Origin of the sequence: Chryseobacterium sp. Leaf405 (assembly GCF_001425355.1) — a bacterium.
Lineage (GTDB): Bacteria > Bacteroidota > Bacteroidia > Flavobacteriales > Weeksellaceae > Chryseobacterium.
This window is the reverse complement of record NZ_LMQN01000003.1, coordinates 28,925-48,855: the sequence shown is the minus strand read 5'-3', so window position 1 is coordinate 48,855 and position 19,931 is coordinate 28,925. Positions and strand designations below refer to the sequence as shown.

At 34.0% G+C, this 19,931-nt stretch carries 17 protein-coding genes; 5 read left to right on the top strand and 12 right to left on the bottom strand.

Going from position 1 to position 19,931, the window contains the following annotated elements:
* Positions 1–2: 2 nt before the first annotated feature.
* The 4 genes from ASG22_RS03485 to ASG22_RS03470 all read right to left on the bottom strand — a co-directional run bounded on the left by ASG22_RS03485 (position 3) and on the right by ASG22_RS03470 (position 3,653).
* Entirely contained in the window at positions 3–500 is a 498-nt protein-coding gene (locus ASG22_RS03485; protein ID WP_055980663.1) for a DUF2199 domain-containing protein, read from the bottom strand.
* Between the two features lie 51 nt (positions 501–551).
* Positions 552–929 (bottom strand): hypothetical protein, encoded by a 378-nt coding sequence (locus tag ASG22_RS03480; RefSeq protein WP_055980660.1) that lies wholly within the window; start codon positions 927–929, stop codon positions 552–554.
* Positions 930–958: 29 nt separating this feature from the next.
* The gene (locus ASG22_RS03475; protein ID WP_055980657.1) at positions 959–2,545 is read right to left on the bottom strand and encodes a patatin-like phospholipase family protein; all 1,587 of its coding nucleotides are present in this window, start codon (positions 2,543–2,545) and stop codon (positions 959–961) included.
* Between the two features lie 208 nt (positions 2,546–2,753).
* Complete coding sequence (locus ASG22_RS03470) at positions 2,754–3,653, bottom strand: CorA family divalent cation transporter (protein WP_055980654.1); 900 nt, start codon at positions 3,651–3,653, stop codon at positions 2,754–2,756.
* Positions 3,654–3,724: 71 nt separating this feature from the next.
* On the opposite strand from ASG22_RS03470, the gene ASG22_RS03465 reads away from it, so the two are divergent.
* On the top strand, positions 3,725–4,747 hold the full coding sequence (locus ASG22_RS03465; protein ID WP_055980651.1) for a 3-oxoacyl-ACP synthase III family protein: 1,023 nt from the start codon (positions 3,725–3,727) through the stop codon (positions 4,745–4,747).
* A gap of 254 nt (positions 4,748–5,001) precedes the next feature.
* Entirely contained in the window at positions 5,002–6,165 is a 1,164-nt protein-coding gene (locus tag ASG22_RS03460; RefSeq protein WP_055980649.1) for a tail fiber domain-containing protein, read from the top strand.
* A gap of 53 nt (positions 6,166–6,218) precedes the next feature.
* Here the strand turns inward: ASG22_RS03460 and ASG22_RS03455 are convergent, their stop codons facing one another.
* The 4 genes from ASG22_RS03455 to pruA all read right to left on the bottom strand — a co-directional run bounded on the left by ASG22_RS03455 (position 6,219) and on the right by pruA (position 10,305).
* Positions 6,219–7,388, bottom strand: coding sequence for a thioredoxin family protein (locus tag ASG22_RS03455; RefSeq protein ID WP_055980646.1), 1,170 nt, complete (start codon positions 7,386–7,388; stop codon positions 6,219–6,221).
* A 484-nt stretch (positions 7,389–7,872) separates the two neighbouring features.
* Positions 7,873–8,130: a hypothetical protein gene (locus ASG22_RS03450; protein ID WP_055980643.1), complete on the bottom strand. Its 258-nt coding sequence runs from the start codon at positions 8,128–8,130 to the stop codon at positions 7,873–7,875.
* Positions 8,131–8,268: 138 nt separating this feature from the next.
* Positions 8,269–8,484 carry a cytochrome C551 gene (locus ASG22_RS20670; RefSeq protein WP_082504936.1) on the bottom strand — a complete coding sequence of 72 codons (216 nt, stop codon included), beginning with the start codon at positions 8,482–8,484 and terminating at the stop codon, positions 8,269–8,271.
* Positions 8,485–8,679: 195 nt separating this feature from the next.
* Complete coding sequence (gene pruA / locus ASG22_RS03440) at positions 8,680–10,305, bottom strand: L-glutamate gamma-semialdehyde dehydrogenase (protein ID WP_055980637.1); 1,626 nt, start codon at positions 10,303–10,305, stop codon at positions 8,680–8,682.
* Positions 10,306–10,444: 139 nt separating this feature from the next.
* Between pruA and ASG22_RS03435 the strand changes: the two genes are divergently transcribed.
* Entirely contained in the window at positions 10,445–10,945 is a 501-nt protein-coding gene (locus tag ASG22_RS03435) for a hypothetical protein (RefSeq protein WP_055980633.1), read from the top strand.
* A gap of 15 nt (positions 10,946–10,960) precedes the next feature.
* Here the strand turns inward: ASG22_RS03435 and ASG22_RS03430 are convergent, their stop codons facing one another.
* Positions 10,961–12,064 carry a DNA topoisomerase IB gene (locus tag ASG22_RS03430; RefSeq protein WP_055980630.1) on the bottom strand — a complete coding sequence of 368 codons (1,104 nt, stop codon included), beginning with the start codon at positions 12,062–12,064 and terminating at the stop codon, positions 10,961–10,963.
* Between the two features lie 204 nt (positions 12,065–12,268).
* On the bottom strand, positions 12,269–12,706 hold the full coding sequence (locus ASG22_RS03425) for a DUF6526 family protein (protein WP_055980627.1): 438 nt from the start codon (positions 12,704–12,706) through the stop codon (positions 12,269–12,271).
* 391 nt (positions 12,707–13,097) lie between these two features.
* Here ASG22_RS03425 and ASG22_RS03420 point away from each other — a divergent pair, with 391 nt between their 5' ends.
* Both ASG22_RS03420 and mnmE read left to right on the top strand, forming a co-directional pair.
* Positions 13,098–14,867 carry an aminopeptidase P family protein gene (locus tag ASG22_RS03420; protein WP_055980624.1) on the top strand — a complete coding sequence of 590 codons (1,770 nt, stop codon included), beginning with the start codon at positions 13,098–13,100 and terminating at the stop codon, positions 14,865–14,867.
* Positions 14,868–15,259: 392 nt separating this feature from the next.
* Entirely contained in the window at positions 15,260–16,645 is a 1,386-nt protein-coding gene (gene mnmE / locus ASG22_RS03415) for a tRNA uridine-5-carboxymethylaminomethyl(34) synthesis GTPase MnmE (protein WP_055980621.1), read from the top strand.
* A gap of 182 nt (positions 16,646–16,827) precedes the next feature.
* On the opposite strand, the gene ASG22_RS03410 is transcribed toward mnmE, so the two are convergent.
* Positions 16,828–17,763 carry a hypothetical protein gene (locus tag ASG22_RS03410; RefSeq protein ID WP_055980618.1) on the bottom strand — a complete coding sequence of 312 codons (936 nt, stop codon included), beginning with the start codon at positions 17,761–17,763 and terminating at the stop codon, positions 16,828–16,830.
* A gap of 440 nt (positions 17,764–18,203) precedes the next feature.
* The gene (locus ASG22_RS03405) at positions 18,204–19,928 is read right to left on the bottom strand and encodes an FAD/NAD(P)-binding protein (RefSeq protein ID WP_055980615.1); all 1,725 of its coding nucleotides are present in this window, start codon (positions 19,926–19,928) and stop codon (positions 18,204–18,206) included.
* Positions 19,929–19,931 lie beyond the last annotated feature (3 nt).

Genomic DNA, 19,931 nt, shown 5'->3' with positions numbered 1-19,931 from the left:
TATTATTTATTTAAAACTTTATTAATTCTCTTTTCTGCTTCTTCTTTTGAAATTCCATTATAAAAATCTTTTACAAAAGGATGGTCGCAGCTTTCGTGAGGGTAAACAAAAGGTCTTCCTATTTTATTATTGATAAAAACATCTGTCGGAATATTTTCATTAAAATCATAATTATGGAAATAACTCGCAAGCCATCCAAAACATTCACCTTCAAACTCTTTATTATCATAATTTTCAACATATTCATTAAAACTTTTTTCGCTTAATGAAACCCAAATTCCATAATCAAGATCCTGACAACTTTCATTTACTTCCTGAACGAGAACGGTGCGGACGAAATAGCATGTTTCATCTGAATATCTAATTATACATAAATCCGAAGTCAGTTCAGAATTTTTCAATTCTTCTTCAGTTAAGTGAAAATAAGGGTAGGGTGCAGAGTAAGCTATTGCAGGCCAATCCTCTTTTTCTCCACCGCAGCATTGGCAGATATATTTCATAAGTAGTTTTTATTTATATTGAAGATAAAAATTTATTTTCAATATATTAAATTACAAATTATTATTAATCTGGCTCTTCAATCTTTCAATCAACATCGTGATAATCCTTTTGTTAAATACTTTGCTTTCAGAATTATATATTTCAAGCTCTGACAGTGTAAACATCCCGATAGTTATTCCGATGCATGTGTTTTTTAATACGTTGTCTTTCTGAAGGCTTTGTTCTATAAAGTTGCTTTTTTTCGTTGCTGATAAAGAATTGAAATCTGCATTTTGACGAACAGCATAATTAATAAATAGTTCCCAATACAGGTCGTTCTGTAGTTTTAAAATGGGACGCAAAGTTTGGTTTTGAAAATTCTCTTCTGCAGTGCTTGCTTCTAAAATTGGGATTTCTAGCGATGCTCTTAACTCTAATTTATTGATCATTTTTTGTTGATTAATTTAAAATTTTATTATTACCCCACCGTTGGCGTGTCTTCTTCCTTCAAAATCTTTTTCTCTTTCATCGACAGCATCATTCTTTCGCACTTATATTTATCCCATTCAAAATTATTGAGGAAATCTAATGCAGCCGAAAAACCTCGGTTGAAAAGTTCTTCTTTTTCCTCTTTTTTCATGAAGAAATTCAGCCAGCTGCTCGTTCCGCAATTGACGGTTTGGATGCTGAAGAGGTGATAAAAAGTATGTTTGGTGAGAAAAGTTTTATCGTTGAAACCTTTCAATGTGCTGATGATATTTCCGGCAAAAGATAAAGGTGATTTCAGAATTTCTTCACTTGTTTTTCCTTTTTCTGAAAGAATATCGGAATCGCTGGTAAGCTGTACCCCAAACAAGGGCATTCTCGGATAAAATATATCTGCCGAATGGAAAAGGTCAATCGGGAAGTTTGAAATACTCCCGCCATCAATAAAAATTCCGACAGGATTGATGTCTTCCTGCTTCGTATTCATCCAGAATTTCCACGCATATTTTACAGAAGTATCATCTTTATCAATTCTCTTTTGGAAAGGCTCAAAAAAGAAAGGAACAGACATCGAAGCACGAACAAATTCTGCCGGACTGATGTGTTTCAGCTCTTCTTCAGACCAGTATAAATTGGCCATTGTCGGAAGTTCAACTTTTATTTTCGCATTAATATCTGTTGTGATGACAATGTATTCTGATTGCAATAAATAAAAAGGATCTTGTTTATAATATTCGTTGTTTACGGCACTGTCGTAGAAAATTTTATATCTGATTTTGTCAATATGCTCAGAATTGTTTGCTCTGATTTCTTCGATACTGCTTAAAGCATTGTTATAATACTGCATTTCGTTTCCGTAACGGTAATTCAGATTGAGATCTTTTCCCGATTGCACAAATTTTTTGTTGAGTCCGGCAACCGTTTTTACTTCAAAACTTTCTAACACTTCTTTCATTTGATTCAGAAAAGTATTTCCGGGATTTAGTCCTGAGTTGGCTTTCTTCAGGTCATTGTATAATTTTCTGAAATAAAAAAATGCAATGATAATAGGAATGATTGGCACTAAAAAAAGCAGTTTTGCGTTCAATGTCGTTTCGGAAGAAATAACAAAAGGCATGATGACAAGAATTAACATAACAATACCCGCAATAATGGCATTGGTTTTTATGAAATTTTTATTATTCAGCATCGAATGAATGGTAGTTTTCACATACGATTTACCATCCATAAAATCAGCAAAATTCCATTTGAAAAGAATGTCTTTAATGACTTCACTTTTCATTTCTTCTTTTGTTTTGCAGGCGGCAATCAGCATGGTATTTATTGCACCGGCACTTGTTCCTGCTACTTTCAGAAATCGGATTCCGAAAATTTCGAGACCGTACAAATAACCAACCAGTGCGCTTCCCCAAACTCCTCCGCCTTCCTGCACAAATTCTATGTATTGATTGCCTTCCGCATCCAGAAGATCCGAAAATTCTTTGGACGAAATACGATCATGCAAAGCAGAAAGTTTCTCTTTTGATGCTGCTGAAAGAATATCTTCTTCAAGAATTTTTTGTAAGATTTCAGGTTTCATGATTAGTATGGTGTTTGGGTTTTGTCATTGCGAGGAGCGAAGCGACGAAGCAATCTCATCTAAATATAAAATTCATTTTTTTAAATGAATTTCTAATATTAATGTTTCAGTATCATAAAAATACCGAAATTCATATAAATTTTATATTTTAAAATTAATTCTATTTAAAATATTCACCACCATATTTTAATGATATTTTATTGTGAAATTACCACTGTTTCCTCCTCGCATAAATAAAAGTGCAGATTACCACCAATGCCATTAGTCCTAATGTATAAAAATAACCATGTTTTGTATGCAGTTCCGGCATATTGTCAAAATTCATTCCGTAGACTCCGGCAATAAAGGTGATTGGTAAAAAGTAAACTGAGTAGATTGCCAATATTTTCATCACCTGATTTGCTTTTTGATCCGAAAGTGCTAGAAACATCCCTATTAAGTTCGTAATCTGAATATTTAAATGGTCAAAATCGCCGACCACATCTTTATGTTTATCCTTTAAATCTACTACTTCGGAATCCTGTAATCCCAACAGTTTAAATTTATCAATTGCATCGGTAGAAATTGTTAATACTCTGGAATTGAGTCCTGACTTTCTTTTCAATTTATATAATCTTCTGATTTGGGTGGTATGGTTGGTATTTTTAAGGAAAATTTCGTTTTCAATATTATCCATGGTCTCCATAAGGCTTATCGACTCGTCATCGAAACTTTTCATGATCAATAAACTGATCATCAACGCAATATTTTCTGCTGTCGTTTCTCCTTGTGCGCAAGACAGTTGTTTTCTGGTCTGGGCAATACTTTTGGTTTTCATCCTGTGAATCGTAATAATGGTTTTATTCAGAAGAAAAATTCCGATTTTTGTACTGATGTCGCTGATGGTATTGAGGTTCTTCCGCTCAAGTTCTGTATTTTCACGCAATAAGAAGAATTTCACATTTCCATCTTCCTCATATTTTGGTAAATGATTGGGGTCTAAAGTATCTTCCAGAAGTAAATTGTTGATTTCGTATCGTTCATGAAGAAATTTCAAGTCTTCTGCTGTAGGTTCTTCCACGTCTACCCATTCGCATTGGGAGTCTCGGTATATCGTATCAATTGGCATACAGTAAAAATAACAATATTTAGAATACGATGTTTTAAATAAGTTTATCTTTATCAAAATTAAAAAACTCTATGATTAAAAGTACAATAAAAGGAATCGGGTTTCATGTGCCCGATCATGTTGTCACCAATGATGATTTAGCTAAATTAATGACCACTAATGATGAATGGATCACTGAAAGAACCGGTATCAAAGAAAGAAGACACCGTGAAAACCGAAATGATGCACAGGAAACGACCGCTTATTTAGGCTTTAAAGCTTCTGAAAAAGCAATAGCCAATGCGGGTTTAACGCCTAAAGATATTGATTATATTGTTTTTGCAACACTTTCTCCGGATTATTACTTTCCCGGATGTGGCGTTTTGCTTCAGGATATGTTGGGCTGCGATACGATAGGAGCTTTGGATGTCAGAAATCAATGTTCGGGATTTGTCTATGCGATGAGTGTTGCTAATGCTTTTATAAAATCCGGAACGTATAAAAATATTTTGGTGGTAGGAGCAGAAGTTCATTCTTTCGGACTGGATTTTTCTGATGAAGGGAGAGGCGTTTCTGTAATTTTCGGGGATGGGGCAGGAGCGATTGTGCTTTCTGCGACAGAAGATGAAAATGCAGGAGATATTTTAGCTATGAATATGCACTCTGAAGGAAAGTATGCCGACGAATTGTGTACGCAGTTTCCGGGTTCAAAATATGGCTGGAGCGACAGGATGAGAAAAGAACCGGAGAATGTTACCAACAAAGAAGTGTATCCGATCATGAATGGAAATTTTGTTTTCAAACATGCGGTAACAAGATTTCCTGAAACGATGCAGGAAGCTTTGGATAAAGCAGGGAAAACTATTAATGACGTAGATATGTTTATTCCACATCAGGCGAATTTGAGAATTGCTCAGTTTGTTCAGCAGAAATTCGGATTGCCGGATGAAAAAATTCATAATAATATACAGAAATATGGAAATACAACGGCAGCTTCTATTCCGATTGCATTAAATGAAGCGATTGAATTGGGAAAAGTTAAAAGAGGAGATTTAGTTCTTCTTTCAGCTTTCGGAAGCGGTTTTACTTGGGGAAGTATTTTGTTTGAGTATTAGAAAGTATTTAAGAAAATGAAAGGAGATCTTATGATCTCTTTTTCATTTGCCCATATTTATTAGTTTACATATTTGTAATATTAATATGGTGTGTTTGTCATATAAATATTACAGAGTTTATTTTATAGATATTTTTTTATTTTTTACTTTTATAGAGTTTAAATTAAAAGCTAATCTTGATGGATTTTTTTTAATAAAATTTCTGGAATTAGAATTGGCATTTAAATTAATTACAAAAATTAAAAACATTTAAGGTGAAAAAAAAATTATTATTCTTAGGGATATTAGTCTCCAATTTTCTGTTATCTCAAGTTGGCATCGCTACTGATATTCCAGGTAGTACATTAACTGTTGCGGGTTCAGTTGCTGCACCATACAAAAAGGTAACTACGGCATACACAATGACAATTGGTGATTATTTTGTGAGCAGTAATGCTTCAGCAGCGACAACCATAACATTGCCTGCATTTAATTCTACAACTCCTGCGTTTGACGGCCGTATTTATGAAATTAAAAATAATAGTACTGTATTTACTCTTACTATTGCAGCACCGGCAGGAGAGCTCATCAACAGTATTAATGCAACGGGTGTGGCTACGATTACTTTACAGCCAACCGAATCTGTGGAACTTATAAAAACGAATGTTAATGCTATTTCAGGAGTGACATGGGAGGTAAAAGGTCATAAAATTACACAAAGTCCTATAGCTACCGAACCTTGGTATAATTCTAATACCTCAACCGGAGCTACAAGTGTTAACCAAACAATTTATCATAGTGGAAGAGTGGGAGTTGGTACTAATGTTCCTGAAACTATTTTTGATGTAAACGGGGCAATTCGCTATACTACCAGTAATATAAGTATTCCAAATACAACGAATTCAGGGATTCTTTCGTGGAATTCAGTTAAACTGGGATTCGGAGAATCAGAATTTATAAATTATCGTGGAACAGGCGGTGGCGGATTTCGCTTTTATACATTAACTTCGGGAACGCCAGGTGATGTTAACGGTGTTGCATTAATTGATATTTTAGGTGCTTATCACCAAAACTCAGATATGAGGTTGAAAAACAATATTGTTGATGTAAATAACGGTATTGATAAAGTAATGGCAATGAGGCCGGTGACGTATGATATGCACACAGACAGAAAATCAATGGATAATGGTAAAATTACTTTTGGTGAAAATGATAAAACGGTTCACTCAATCGGTTTTTTAGCACAGGAATTAGTAAAGGTTTTACCAGAAGCTGTTGGCGTTCCTAAAGATGAATCAAAAGAAATCTATAGTGTTAATTATTCGGCTGTTATTCCGGTACTTACAAAAGCAATTCAAGAGCAGCAGTCTGAAATCGAAATATTAAAATCTGAAATTAAGAAGCTGAATGCTATCGTCAATAGCCATATTGATAAGTAAAAGTTAAAATAATAAACTAAAAAAACCGCAGAACTTTCTGCGGTTTTTTTAGTTTATTGTACTGTAAGTGTTTTCAGTAATTTTTCAGTATCTCCGGTGTCTTCACCGGCTGCTTTTCCAAGCGCAATCGATTTTTCAGCCCAAAGTTTGGCATTTTTCTTATCACCAACTTTGTTATAAAGATTTGCCAACGTATCTGTATTGGCGTAGTTTTCATTTTTCTTCACAGATTCCTGTGCCCAGACAACTGCTTTTTCCAAAGATGATTTTGTCGTTACATTTTCAAAGAAATTCCAAGCTAATGAATTTAATTCTTCTGAACTTGCCGCAGACGTATCTTTGTTTAATTCTAAAGTCAATTTTTCATAGGTTGCAATATCTTTAGCTCTTAGTGCTCTGCTCGCCTGTGCTCTTTTCAATATTTTTTCAGCCTCATCTTTTGTTAAAAATTTCTGAGCTTCTGCAAGGAAATAATTGTCATTCCACGTTTTTGAATCAGCATTGTATGACTTTTTAAAGATGCTGCTGATTTTTATACCTTTATCGATTTCAGCATATTTTTCAGGAGTGACAACTTTTGAAATTTCTGTTTTTTTAGCTTGGAAAACTTTATATAACGGGCTATCCATATTCTGTGCTCCTGTAAGCAACATTTGGATATCCTCTCTGTTATATTCAGTTTTTCCGGCAAAATAACGTTCTAAAACTCTGGCAGCAAATGTTGCATCGTTATATAAAGTAAGTCCTGCAAGATTTTTCAAAAACTCAGGATTTTTTTCGCCGTCTTCAAATTTTTGCTTTAAAGTTGCCAGTCTTTTGCTTGGGTCTCCTGCATCTTTAGCAAATTGAATGAAATCATTTTCTTCAACATAACCTAGTGTTCTGTGTACCACTTCACCATTTCCGTCTACAAAAAGATAAGTCGGGAATGCTTTTACGTTATATTTTTTGGCAAGGTCTATTCCTTCACCTTTTTCCATGTCGATTTTTGCACTTACAAAATGCGAATTGTAGTAATCTCCCACAGACTGAAGCGGGAAGACATTTTTCACCATCAGCTTACAAGGTCCGCACCATGAAGCATAAGCGTCTATAAATACAAGTTTGTTTTCTTTTTTAGCCTTCGCTAAAACTGTTGCGAAATTGGTGTCTTCAAATTTTATTCCTTGTGCGAAAGCAATTGCTCCGATAAACAAGGCAGAGAATATTGATAATTTTTTCATAGTACTTTTTGTTGATTGCAAATGTAACAAATATGTTAATAAATTAGTCTCGTTAAAATAAAAATAGTTACGACATTATAAAGATTATTTTTATCCTTGATAGTTAAATTGATTTTAATAGAAAAACGCTTTAATACGATATAAAATTAAAAATGAATATTTGGTAGAAAATTTTTTTAAAAATTATTTTTCGCCAAGTTTACATGGAGTGGTATTTAGAATGCTGAATGCATACTGTATTAAGAACAGCTATTGGTGCTTGCAAAATCTTTAGATAATATTAGTTGCGAATACTTATATCTATTTAGGAGAATAATTATAAAGTAATTAAGGATTAGGGGATTCGTTTTTCTAATTATTCAGGTTTATTTGGTGTAGAAACCGTAGCTTTTGTGCCACGGTTTCATTTTATTTATATAATTGGGGTAATGTTAGTCAAATTTTTTTAAGTGAAAAACTGAACAATTTTTCCACAGTTTTATGCTTATCTTGAGCCTCCAACCTCAGTGTTGGGTTTTGTTTTATGATAATTTGTAGGCGTTTCTGCGGTGTCTTTTGCTACTTCAGGAGTATCTTTTGAAATAGGAGCTCGTTCGGAATTAGCAACGGCAGAATCTCCCATCCTGTTTCTTATAGAATCTTTGTTGTGCTCCTCTTTAAACTCTTCACGATTCTCCTTTTTGTCGGCACAGCTTCCTAAAAATAACAATCCTAAAACTGCTGCTGTCCATAATTTTTTCATAATAATATTTTTTTGATGTTAGTCTTACTCAAATATAATGATTTAATTAAAATATTAAAAATTCTTTTTTTCAATATTTAATAAAAAATCCACAGAATTTTCTTCTATGGATTTTATTTTTCAAGTTAAATTTTATATCTATTTAACAGGTGGCGTAGCGGCAGAATCTGTTTTGACATTCATGCTGTCAGGATTTGCCATTTTTGTGGTCGTACTGTCTGTTGTGGAAGTTGATACATTGCTTGAAGTATCTACCACAGTAGAGTCCGCGTTACTCGTTGACATCGACGATTCTTTCGTTCCGCAGCTTACTGCGAATATTCCGACTGCCGCAATTAACAATAACTTTTTCATAATATTTTGATTTAGTGTGAATCATTTAGTCTTCAATAATTATTCCGAAATAGAGAATTTATTATTAAAGTATTGATAAAGTAGTTTAAATTTTGTTAATTATTAAGGTTTAAGGTAAAAAATAGGAATAAAAAAGCCCCGAAATCAAAATTCCGAGGCTTTATTAATTATGTATCAATAATCAATTATAGGTTATTAACCAAGATATGGATATTTATAATCTTTAGGGGAAACAAAAGTTTCTTTAATACTTCTTACAGACGTCCATCTTAATAAATTCATTTTAGAACCTGCTTTATCATTCGTTCCAGACGCTCTACCACCTCCGAAAGGTTGCTGACCAACAACGGCACCTGTTGGTTTGTCGTTGATATAAAAGTTTCCTGATGCATTTTCCAATGCTTTGAAAGCTTCATTAATTGCATAACGGTCTTGTGCGAAAACAGAACCAGTCAATGAATAAGGAGAAGACGAATCAACTACTTTCAAAGTTTCTGCCCAGTCTTTATCTTCGTAAACAAAAACAGATAAAATTGGTCCGAAGATTTCTTCAACCATACTTTCGTATTGAGGATTTGTGGTTTCAATTACTGTTGGGTATACAAACCAACCTTTAGAGTCATCGGTTTTTCCGCCTATTACAACGTTTGCTTCGCTTGATGCATTGGCTCTGTCGATATATCCTTTACATTTTTCAAAAGAATTTTTATCAATAACCGCATTTACAAAGTTGGATGGATCTTCCGGAGAACCGATTTTTATTGAATTAATCTGAGTTTCCATTACTTTTTTCACCTCAGCCCAAAGAGATTTAGGGATATACGCTCTTGAAGCAGCTGAACATTTCTGCCCCTGATATTCAAAAGAACCTCTTACCAAACCGGTTGCAACTGCCTCTACATTTGCAGAAGGGTGAGCGATCACGAAGTCTTTTCCACCCGTTTCTCCAACGATTCTAGGGTACGTTCTGTAATTATGAATATTATCACCGATCATTTTCCACATTCCCTGGAAAACTTTAGTAGATCCTGTAAAGTGAAGACCTGCAAAATCTCTGTGTGCCAATACTTTTTCAGCAGTTTCTTTTCCATCTGTAAAAATCATGTTGATAACTCCTTTTGGAAGACCAGCTTCTATAAGAACGTCCATGATTACTTTTGCAGAATAAATTTGCTTGTCAGATGGCTTCCAAACCACCACATTTCCAAGCATTGCCATACATGCCGGCAAGTTTCCTGAAATTGCTGTAAAGTTGAATGGTGTTACTGCAAAAACAAATCCTTCTAAAGGTCTGTATTCAACTCTGTTCCAGATTCCTGTGTCAGAAATCGGCTGTTCAGAATACATTTCCGTCATAAATTCTACATTGAATCTTAAGAAATCAATGAACTCACAAGCAGCATCAATTTCAGCCTGATGAACATTTTTAGACTGTCCGATCATCGTCGCTGCGTTGATAACATCTCTGTAAGGTCCCGCCAGAAGATCAGCAGCTTTTAAGAAAATAGCCGCACGGTGTTCCCAGCCAAGCTCGTTCCATTCTTTTTTTGCAGCCAATGCAGAATTAATTGCATCGTCTACGTGTTGCATTGTTCCTCTATGATAGAAACCGAAATCATGAGCATGATCCTGAGGCGACTGAAGCTGAACAGTATTACCTGTTTTTACTTCTTTACCATCAATTATCATTGGAATTTCTATCTTTTCAGCCCACATTTTTTTGTATTGAGCGATAAGGCTTTTTACTTCCGGAGTTCCCGGTGCATAAGAATTTACCGGTTCATTTACTGCAAATGGTACTTGCGAAATTGCTTTAGACATATTATTAAGTTGTATTATTTTTTAATTTGCTAATGATACAAATTTACAACATTTAATTCTGACAAAAAATCGATAGAGACTATTTCAATTTTATTGTTATAATAATGATATATTTGATTTGTTATTAAACATTTATAAAATGAAAAAAATAATCTTTATTCTTTTATGCTTTTCGCAAACTGTCTTTGCACAGCATAAGAAAAAAATTGTGAAAATTCCTGTAAAGCAACCAATAGAAGAATATAAAACTCCTGATGATCAATTGCTGAATGGTACTTTGAAAGATTCAAAGTGGTATTTTGACATGAAAAATTATAGAGAAGGCAAGCTGTATTTAGATAAAGACAATACGAAGCCTGATGTATTAAATTTTGTTGATAATAATAAATTCCAGATTAATATCAATCAGAAAAACTGTAAAAGTTTAATAAAAGGTACTTATGAGATCTTGAAAAATGATGGAAGTACAACTATGCCCATGGGGTATCATCCTTTTAAAATTACATCACCTGTACAAAAATGTGCTGCAGATTTATCTAATTTTCTGTCAGGAGCTGTTGATGTTTCTTTTGATGAAAACGCACAGATAATAGAGATGGTAGAAGGTGAAAATTTTCCACCAACTGTTCCTGGGCATTGAGGTTTTATATTAACCTTACATTTTTTCGGTTTCAAGAATTTTCAGTACTAATTTTTCTTCATGAGTTAGATCTGCTTCGCCGTCATTTTTTTCTATTTCTTCCAATTCATCAAGATATTTTTTGATGGTATTATTTTCGTAAAGATTAATGACTAAAGGATGAACGTAATATTTTCTGCAAACTGTACTTGTATTTCCAAGATGAGAAGCCACCATTTCCAAGGCTTCTTTTACTTTTTTCTTGTATTGAGAATTGTTTTCGGCGTAACCTATTTCTTTAAAAGCAATTAATGCATTCACGGTTCCCGACCATGTTCTGAAATCTTTTGCCGTAAAATTTTCACCGCTGATTTCTTTAATATAATCATTCACCATTCCAGAATCAATCGAGTGACGGTTTCCTTCATCATCGTAAAACTGAAAAAGTTCTTTCCCCGGAATTTCTTTGCATTTCTGAACCAATCTTGAAAGTCTTTTGCTCTTAAGATCAACATTATGCATAACTCCTTTTTTTCCTTTAAAATTAAAGGTAATTTTTTGCCCCTGAATTTTAACGTGCTTATCTTTTAAAGTCGTTAAACCAAAAGAGCCATATAGTTTCTCATAAATGCTATTTCCGATTCTGATATTAGTTCTCTGCATCAAACTTACAACAAGTGCCAGAATTTTTCTTTTCTCGAAATTTCTTAATGCTAAATCTTTTTCCAAATGCAGACGAATTTCAGGTAAAGCATACCCAAACTGTAGCATTCTGTAAAATTTTGTATGATTTCTCAATGCGCTCCAAAGCGGATGATATCGGTACTGTTTTCTTCTTCTAATATCAAATCCGGTTGCCTGAAGATGTCCGTTGTCTAATGTACAGATCCACACGTTTTCCCAAGCGGGAGGAATGACCAATCCATTGATTCTTTTAATTTCTTCCTTATCCTTAATTTTTTCTCCGTCTTTAAAATAGGAAAACTTTTTACCCTTTTTCTTACGGATAATTCCGGAAGTTTCTGCATCGGAAGTATATACGAGATGTACCGCCTTTGCAGATGCTACCGGATCTTTCATAATTTTAACAATTTTTGAAGGTTTCAGGTGTGAGATGATTTCTAAATCTGAATTGTCCATAAAATCTGGTTAAGAGTTCTTACCCCTTGAAAATAGCCATAAGATAACGGCTAATACGCCTACTACTAATATGATTCCCCACCACATTCCTGCTTTGAAAATTGTTTCTACTGCTTCACAACTAGTCAACAATAATAAACTGAATATTGTAAGACTGTATAAGGTTATTTTTTTCATAGTAAATATTTTTTGATGTTTATTATTTTAAATTCTGTGTCGGTCTGCTTTCCATTTGGTGATTGATTTTTTAATTTCATCTCCGGAAATGTTTTCTTTCAACGCTTTTTCCAGAATAATTTTAAATTCATCATCATACGCAAACCTCAAAGCTGCAATTTGGCTGAATGTTAATTTTGCTTCCGCCTCATCAGACCTGAGATTGAATATTTCAAAATATCTTTGTTTAAACTCCAATCTTACCATTCTGTTTTGAAGTCCGAGTGCATAATGTTGCCGAACCATAATTGCCAGATAAAAAATCAGAAAAATGATAACAGAAAACAAAATCCATAAAAGTTGGTTTTGTTCATCATTAAAAATTTTATAAATTCCAATCCCTTCTAAAATCAACAGTAATGGAAGAAAAATGAAATGATGAGGAGCATAAAATTTCCTGTGATTTTTATAATTCTGACTTTCCATTTATTGTACATTGCAATAATCTTTCCAAAATGTTAAATTTTAATAATAATTCAACTTTGTGGTATCTGAATGATGTTATATTTTCTATTAATTAACCCGTTGTGCATTTTGATGTACTTTCGTCACTTCGAGTAGATTTTTGAAAAAAATCGTATCGAGAAGTTTGTAATTTTGAAGACAAATCTATTCTCGATACATTTTTTCTCCACTTCATTACGAAAAAACACTCGAATTGACTTATCTAACGTTAAAATTTTTCAAAATGCACAATGCGTATTAATTATTAATAAAATGAATTCATGGGAAGATTAGGACTAAGAAAAATTTAAACCGATTCAAAATATTAAGTCTTAAAAATTCGTAACTTCCCGTCTTTAAAAATCATTAAAAAATGACTTCAAAGGAAAAAGTAGCTGCGCTTCGTGAAGAAATGCAGAAAAATAATGTTGATGCATTTATAGTATATTCTGCAGATCCGCACATGAGTGAATATCTGCCTCAGGAATGGCAGGAAAGAGCTTGGCTTTCGGGATTTTTAGGTTCTGCGGGTTTTGTGGTAGTCACAAAAGATAAAGCCGGACTTTGGACAGACGGACGGTATTTTACTCAGGCTCCTATCGAATTGGCAGGATCAGGAATCGATCTTTTCAAAGACGGAATGGAGGGAACTCCGGATTATATCGACTGGATTATCTCTGAAATTCCGGCAAACGGGAAAGTAGCGGTAAACGGTATTGCAACGTCTAATGCCAACTGGGAACTACTTTCTCAGAAATTAACTCCTAAAGACATAAGTTTAGTAGATCTTCCTCTTTTGAAGGAAATCTGGAAAGACAGAGGAACTCCATCAAAAAATCCAATATATGTACATCCGGTAGAAAGAGCGGGGAAATCTGTGATTGATAAAGTTGCTGCAATCCGTCAGAAAATGGAAGGACTGGAAGTAACGGTTCATATTATTTCAAGTCTGGATGATGTTGCATGGACACTGAATCTGAGAGGAAGCGATGTGGAGAGTAATCCTGTGTTTTTAGGATACATTATCATCACTAAAAATGATGCAATTCTGTTCACAGATCTTGAAAAAATGGAAGTTGAAGCTAGAAAGCAAATGGATGAAGCGTGGGTAAAAATGATGCCTTATGAAGAATTTTACAATCATTTGTCGACTTGCAAAAATGAAAGAATTTTAATTTCACCGAACAGTAACCAATCTATTTTTGAAACTTTAAAAGAGAATAACCAATTTTTAAAAGCGGCTGTTCCTGGTAATTTAATGAAAGCTCAGAAAAACGAAACTGAGTTGGAAGGCTTTAGAACAGTAATGGTGAGAGACGGTGTTGCGATGGTGAAATTCCTGTATTGGTTAACACACAATGCTGGAAAAGAAACCATGAACGAATATTCTATCGGTCAAAAATTAAAAGCTTTTCGTGCGGAAGGTGAAAATTTTGTAGGAGAAAGTTTCGGAAGCATCGTTGGATATAAAGATAATGGTGCGATCATGCATTATTCTGCAAAAAGCGAAGGAAGCAAAGAAGTTACTAACGACGCGAGTATTTTAGTTGATTCAGGAGGACAGTATCTTGAAGGAACGACCGATATTACGAGAACTTTGGCTTTGGGAGCGGTTTCGGATGATTTTAAAAGAAACTCTACTTTAGTTTTACAAGGTTTGATCCGTTTATCGATGGTGAAATTCCCAAAAGGGACGAGGGGTGTTCAGCTTGATGCTATTGCAAGATTGCCTTTGTGGATGGAGGGAAAAGACTATAACCACGGAACCGGGCATGGCGTGGGAAGTTTCATGAATGTTCATGAAGGTCCGCAAAATATCAGAAAAGATCTTAATCCGCAGGAATTATTGGTTGGAATGGTTTGTTCCAACGAGCCGGGTTATTATTTGGAAGGAGAATATGGAATCCGTCATGAAAATTTGATTGCAGTAAAGGAATCAGAAGAGACTATTCACGGTACTTTTTATGAGTTTGAAACATTAACTTTCTGTCCGTTCTTTAAGGATACCATTGTTAAAGAAATTCTTTCTGAAGTAGAAATCGATTGGTTGAACAGTTATCATAAAACGTGCGAAGAAAAAATTGCTCCGTTTTTGGAAGGAGAAGTTAAAGACTGGTTCCTGGAACTGGTGAGCCCGCTGTAAATCAATTTAAAAATCAATTAACTCAAGTTTGAGTTTCATATAAATGAAAGCCTTGTAAGTCTCATTACAAGGCTTTTCTTATTGTACAACCGTATTTTTACGGAGAAAATTGTAGGGTTTCTCCTGAAATTTTTAAAAGCGATTGAATCTATCTTTGTATCAACAACAAATAACACTAATCACTTTCTTTATATACTTAGTAAATTCAAAGCAGTAAATCATCTCATTTCTTGAGGTGATTTTTTTATTCAAAATATCGACTGCGAAGAGCAGGAAACAGCTCCTCAAAAAATGAATCATTACTCATGGTTTATGATAAAATTTGTTTTGAAAAATAATGAGAATAGACAGTGTATATGATAGTTTGTGATTAAAAAACGTAAATTTGCAACATGAATAATGATACCATTTGTGCGCTGGCTACTGCCAATGGAGTGGGAGCTTTGGGGATTATCCGAGTTTCCGGAAACGATGCTCTACCAGTAGTTCAGAAGAGTTTTCCGACAAAAAATCTGGAAAAACAGAAATCTCATACAATTCATTACGGATATTTTGTGGATGGAGAAGAGGCAATTGATGAGGTGATGCTTTCTATTTTTCTTGCTCCAAAAAGTTTTACAACCGAAAATTCTGTGGAAATTGCATTTCACGGTTCACCACACATTGGAAAACGTATTCTCGAAACCCTTATTAAAAACGGAGCGAGAATGGCAAAAGCCGGAGAATTTACGCTTCGTGCTTTTATTAATGGAAGAATCGATCTTTCTCAGGCAGAGGCAATTGCGGATGTTATTGCGTCTGAAAATGAAGCTTCCAGAAAAGTTGCCATCAATCAACTGAAAGGCGGAATTACCAATGAAATATCATTTTTAAGAACTGATTTGCTGAATTTTGTTTCATTAATTGAGCTGGAACTGGACTTCGCAGAAGAAGATGTAGAATTTGCGGATAGATCAGCTCTAAATCAATTGTTGAATAAAATTGAAACCAAATTAAATTCTTTGATTGAAAGTTTCCAATACGGAAATGCTATTAAAAACGGAACCGCCGTTGCCATCATTGGAAAACCAAATGCCGGAAAATCAACCCTTTTGAATGCTTTATTAAAAGAAGAAAGAGCAATTGTAAGCAGCATTGCCGGAACGACGAGGGATACGATTGAAGAGGTTTTGCATATTAAAGGTCATGCCTTCCGTTTAATTGATACAGCAGGTTTGCGTGAAACGGTCGACGAAATTGAAGCTATTGGAGTAAGAAAAGCGAAAGAAAAAGTTGAGAATGCTAACATTCTCGTTTACCTGGCAGATTCTGCAACTGAGGATTTTTCTGAAGATATTGAAATGATCAAGTCTTTGTTGAGGAATGATTTAAAATTAATTATCTGTGCTACAAAAATCGACGAAGTTGTACCCACTCAATATGAAAAAGTAGAAGATGTTTTCAGAGCTGAAATTGCTCATGAATTTGATTTTATTAAAATTTCTGCTGTCGAAAATCAAAATATTCAGGATCTTAAAAACGAATTGTCCTCTTATGTCGAACAGTTAAAATCAGCTGAGAATAATGTTATCATCACAAATCAACGTCACTTCGAAGCTTTACACAAGTCTTTAGACGCAATTCATAAAGTGAAAGAAGCAATTACAGTTCAGATTTCTACTGAATTATTAGCTTATGAGTTGAGAAATGCTTTAGAACATCTTGGTGAGATTTCTGGTGAAGTAACAAATGATGAAGTTTTGGGGAATATTTTTTCTAAGTTTTGTATCGGAAAGTAATCAGCACAAAACAAATCAGTAATAAACTATAAAAGATATTAAAAGCCTTTTTTTATACCTTGATATTAATAAATATTTTGTGTTGTTTGGTTCAGATTTCAAAACTGTAAATTTCTTCGAAAGTAAATTTTAAGATTCTAATGACATCTTCTAAATTGCACTAATTGTAAGACCTATAATATCTACAGCACTCCAAAAATTTTCTTCTTATAATCAATGATAACGGTATTATTAAGGAAAAAAACATTACCTGTAAGACCCCAAATTTTAGCAAATTTATAAAAATCCTGAAAGGTCTCCTTTTCATCATAGTAGACCAGCGAACCGTTTAAAACCTTATTGCCAAATTTTATAGGCTTTTTAGTCTTCACTCCATAGTATGTAAGCATTTTACCCCAACTAGATACGCTTAAAGAATCAACTATTTTAGGGGTAGATGCTTCAAGCGCGTCTTTTTTAGTGGCTGTCAATGTAAAAAGACTTGAACCGGTGTCGAACATAACATCTTGGCTTTTACCATTGATATTGAGTGGGATTTTTGGTCTTCCGTCATCGCTCTTAAATGGTTGAAAAGTTGCCGATTCATATTGTTTTGGCAAAACTTCGCAGACCCCAATTCTTTTGTTTGGATAATCAATAATAAGGATTTTATTTTGGAACATATCGGGCCCGAGTGTCCCAATATGTTTTTCAGTATCGACTAGCATCGATTCTTTGCTTATGGTGCTACCGTAATTTTTATAGTAACCTACATCAACCCCCTTAAAAGAAGTAGTACCCATTTTTAGTGTTGTATTGACAAACATAGGATTGTTTACACCTTGAATTAGAAACGTTTTGGAGGTGTCAATTTTGCTTTTCAGGTCAGGATATGCATCTAAATAAGGCTGGATTGAATTTCCGTAAATGACAGTTCGAACAGCACCTAAATCAAACTGCATATTAAAGCTGGCAGGAATATTGTCTATTTTTAAAGGAATAACTATTGCAGACTTTTCAAAATATTTTCCAGAAATTGTATCCCCAGTCCATTTAAATGGAATCCATTCTATATCTTGGGCATTAACTGTGATCATAGAGACAAACACACAGAACGAAATAAATGTTCTAAGTAGCATAATTTAATTTTAATTCTGCAAAATACTCATTTTATGAAAAATATTTATATTAAATTTTTTTATAATAGTTTACTTTACTTAATGATTTCATATAAACGTTATTAAATTTGATAATGGAGCTATATTGAATAGATTAATCATAATCCCAGCTCTATCAAACTGAACTTAAAGATCATGTTAGACTGTCAAATCTTTTGCAGGGGAAGGAGATAAAATTACAAATTGTTATATATTTTATCTTCCAGTTTTGGTGAATCAGAGGGTGATAACAATCGGCATTTTTTTAATATTAATAAGAGAAATTAATCAGTACAAAACAAACTAAAAACCTGTTTAAACTCTTTTCTAAAAAAGTTTAAACGGGTTTAATATTAACTTCAATTAGTTTAGCTCAATCACAGAGGGAATAAAAACACTTTATTCCTACTTTCATTATTATTTTATGATACCAACTGATCTTCACCGGAATTTTGTTTTAATGCAAGAGCAATTCTCTTACCAGCAGTATCGCAGAAATCAAGTCCGGAATAATCGGGGTTTAGACCTGCAATGAAGGGAACGGACATGATAAATAGGCTGTCTGTTGCTTCACCGTAATAATCCAACGCCTGGAAATTGTCATTGATATTGAGACCATTTACTCTCAGATAAAAATAATCGGGTTCCAATTTCAGAATATTGTCATTACCTTTTTTTAGGGCAACTTCTGCTTCATTTTTATCTCTAAATTTTAAGTAACCTGAACTTATGCTTCCTGCTGAACGAAGACCTTCAAAAGGAATCTCATTAAATTGAATGGGCTGCTGACCGATGGCATCGATATATAATTTAAAGTATTCAGATTTTTTGTTTCCGCTGGTGTCGGTGTAATGATAGGTAATGCCTTGTTTTTCATCTGGTTGGATATAGCTTTGCTCATCCACACTGGTGAGTGTTATTATTCCCGCATTGTATAATGCAATAATTTCCTTGTAAGAAGATTGCGGAAGAGAGGCAATAATAACTGAAATAAGCGGAAGGAGTGTTTTTCGCATTCTCAGCATATCTTCTGCTGAAAAATGTTTTGCGGGATAATTAATGGCATAGCTGAAAGCTGAAAGTGTTTCTTTCCATGCAATTGTTTGGTGTCTTTCTATGGATTTCTTAGCTTCATAATATTCTGCTTTAAATAATTCGAAGCTGTCTAATTCATTCCTTATACTCAACATTTTTTCTACAAACTGCTCAATAGTGAGATCTTTTATTTCATGATAAAATTTCTCGTTTTTTTTCTGAAGCGGTTTTTTAAAGTTACGTTCGAAGATGTAATCGAGATCTACAAAACCACCATTATTTTGTTTGTATTCAAAAATTTCTTCTTGTGACATGATCCATCCTTCCGAATAGGGACTTCCCTCAGAGTGAAATCTTAAAGCAGGTAAATAACTGTTCTTTGAAAAAAGAGTCATTGAAAAATTTTCACTCGTGTCTTTCAAGGTATAGATCAGTTCATTGTTTTTTTCTGTAAAACTTCCGTTGAGTCTTGCCAGCGTTTTTACGGCATCAATGGCCGTCAATGAAGTTCCACGAATGGCAACCGGATAATTTGTCGAATGTGTGAACTTCGAAGGTGGATAGGGTGAATCATACCAGCCTTTTACTTTTTCCTCATGATTTTTTGGCCAGTGATGTCCTGTGCAGATAATGGTTTTTGAGCACTTTATTTCCTCTCCGCTCTCTGTAATGATGACGAAAATATCGTCTTTCTTTCGAATATCCGTCACAGCAGTTTCTTTATACACTTTTACAGTAATACCAAGCTTTATTGCCTGATTCAGTAAAATATTGAATTGTTCTTCAAGATAATTTCCCAGAAGAAGTCTTGGCATGACTTTAAAAGCATTAATGTTTCCTTGATACATAAAATGTGTTTCATCCTCATCAGGTTTACGTTGTAAATATGATAAAAAAGTTTCTGGTAACTCAGGAAGTTCGTTGGCAGAGACGTTGGCTACATGTTCAATATTAGCCCCTCTTTCACTGTAAGGCATTCCTGCTCCAAGTCTGTTGCTTTTTTCGAATATAAAAAGTTTATCAGGAAATACCTGCTCGGAGATCAAATGTTTAATTAGGAACAAAGCAGCCGGTCCTCCTCCGATAATAGCGATGCTGTCGATTTTTTTCATGTA

What these genes read in the sequence shown, in the direction of transcription:
- pruA (WP_055980637.1), bottom strand. Translation starts at nt 10,305, where the DNA reads ATGTCTAAAGCAATTTCGCAAGTACCATTTGCAGTAAATGAACCGGTA.
- ASG22_RS03470 (WP_055980654.1), bottom strand. Translation starts at nt 3,653, where the DNA reads ATGCCAATTGATACGATATACCGAGACTCCCAATGCGAATGGGTAGAC.
- ASG22_RS20670 (WP_082504936.1), bottom strand. Translation starts at nt 8,484, where the DNA reads ATGAAAAAGTTATTGTTAATTGCGGCAGTCGGAATATTCGCAGTAAGC.
- ASG22_RS03480 (WP_055980660.1), bottom strand. Translation starts at nt 929, where the DNA reads ATGATCAATAAATTAGAGTTAAGAGCATCGCTAGAAATCCCAATTTTA.
- ASG22_RS03410 (WP_055980618.1), bottom strand. Translation starts at nt 17,763, where the DNA reads ATGCTACTTAGAACATTTATTTCGTTCTGTGTGTTTGTCTCTATGATC.
- ASG22_RS03420 (WP_055980624.1), top strand. Translation starts at nt 13,098, where the DNA reads ATGACTTCAAAGGAAAAAGTAGCTGCGCTTCGTGAAGAAATGCAGAAA.
- ASG22_RS03425 (WP_055980627.1), bottom strand. Translation starts at nt 12,706, where the DNA reads ATGGAAAGTCAGAATTATAAAAATCACAGGAAATTTTATGCTCCTCAT.
- ASG22_RS03455 (WP_055980646.1), bottom strand. Translation starts at nt 7,388, where the DNA reads ATGAAAAAATTATCAATATTCTCTGCCTTGTTTATCGGAGCAATTGCT.
- ASG22_RS03475 (WP_055980657.1), bottom strand. Translation starts at nt 2,545, where the DNA reads ATGAAACCTGAAATCTTACAAAAAATTCTTGAAGAAGATATTCTTTCA.
- ASG22_RS03465 (WP_055980651.1), top strand. Translation starts at nt 3,725, where the DNA reads ATGATTAAAAGTACAATAAAAGGAATCGGGTTTCATGTGCCCGATCAT.
- ASG22_RS03405 (WP_055980615.1), bottom strand. Translation starts at nt 19,928, where the DNA reads ATGAAAAAAATCGACAGCATCGCTATTATCGGAGGAGGACCGGCTGCT.
- ASG22_RS03430 (WP_055980630.1), bottom strand. Translation starts at nt 12,064, where the DNA reads ATGGACAATTCAGATTTAGAAATCATCTCACACCTGAAACCTTCAAAA.
- ASG22_RS03485 (WP_055980663.1), bottom strand. Translation starts at nt 500, where the DNA reads ATGAAATATATCTGCCAATGCTGCGGTGGAGAAAAAGAGGATTGGCCT.
- mnmE (WP_055980621.1), top strand. Translation starts at nt 15,260, where the DNA reads ATGAATAATGATACCATTTGTGCGCTGGCTACTGCCAATGGAGTGGGA.
- ASG22_RS03450 (WP_055980643.1), bottom strand. Translation starts at nt 8,130, where the DNA reads ATGAAAAAATTATGGACAGCAGCAGTTTTAGGATTGTTATTTTTAGGA.
- ASG22_RS03435 (WP_055980633.1), top strand. Translation starts at nt 10,445, where the DNA reads ATGAAAAAAATAATCTTTATTCTTTTATGCTTTTCGCAAACTGTCTTT.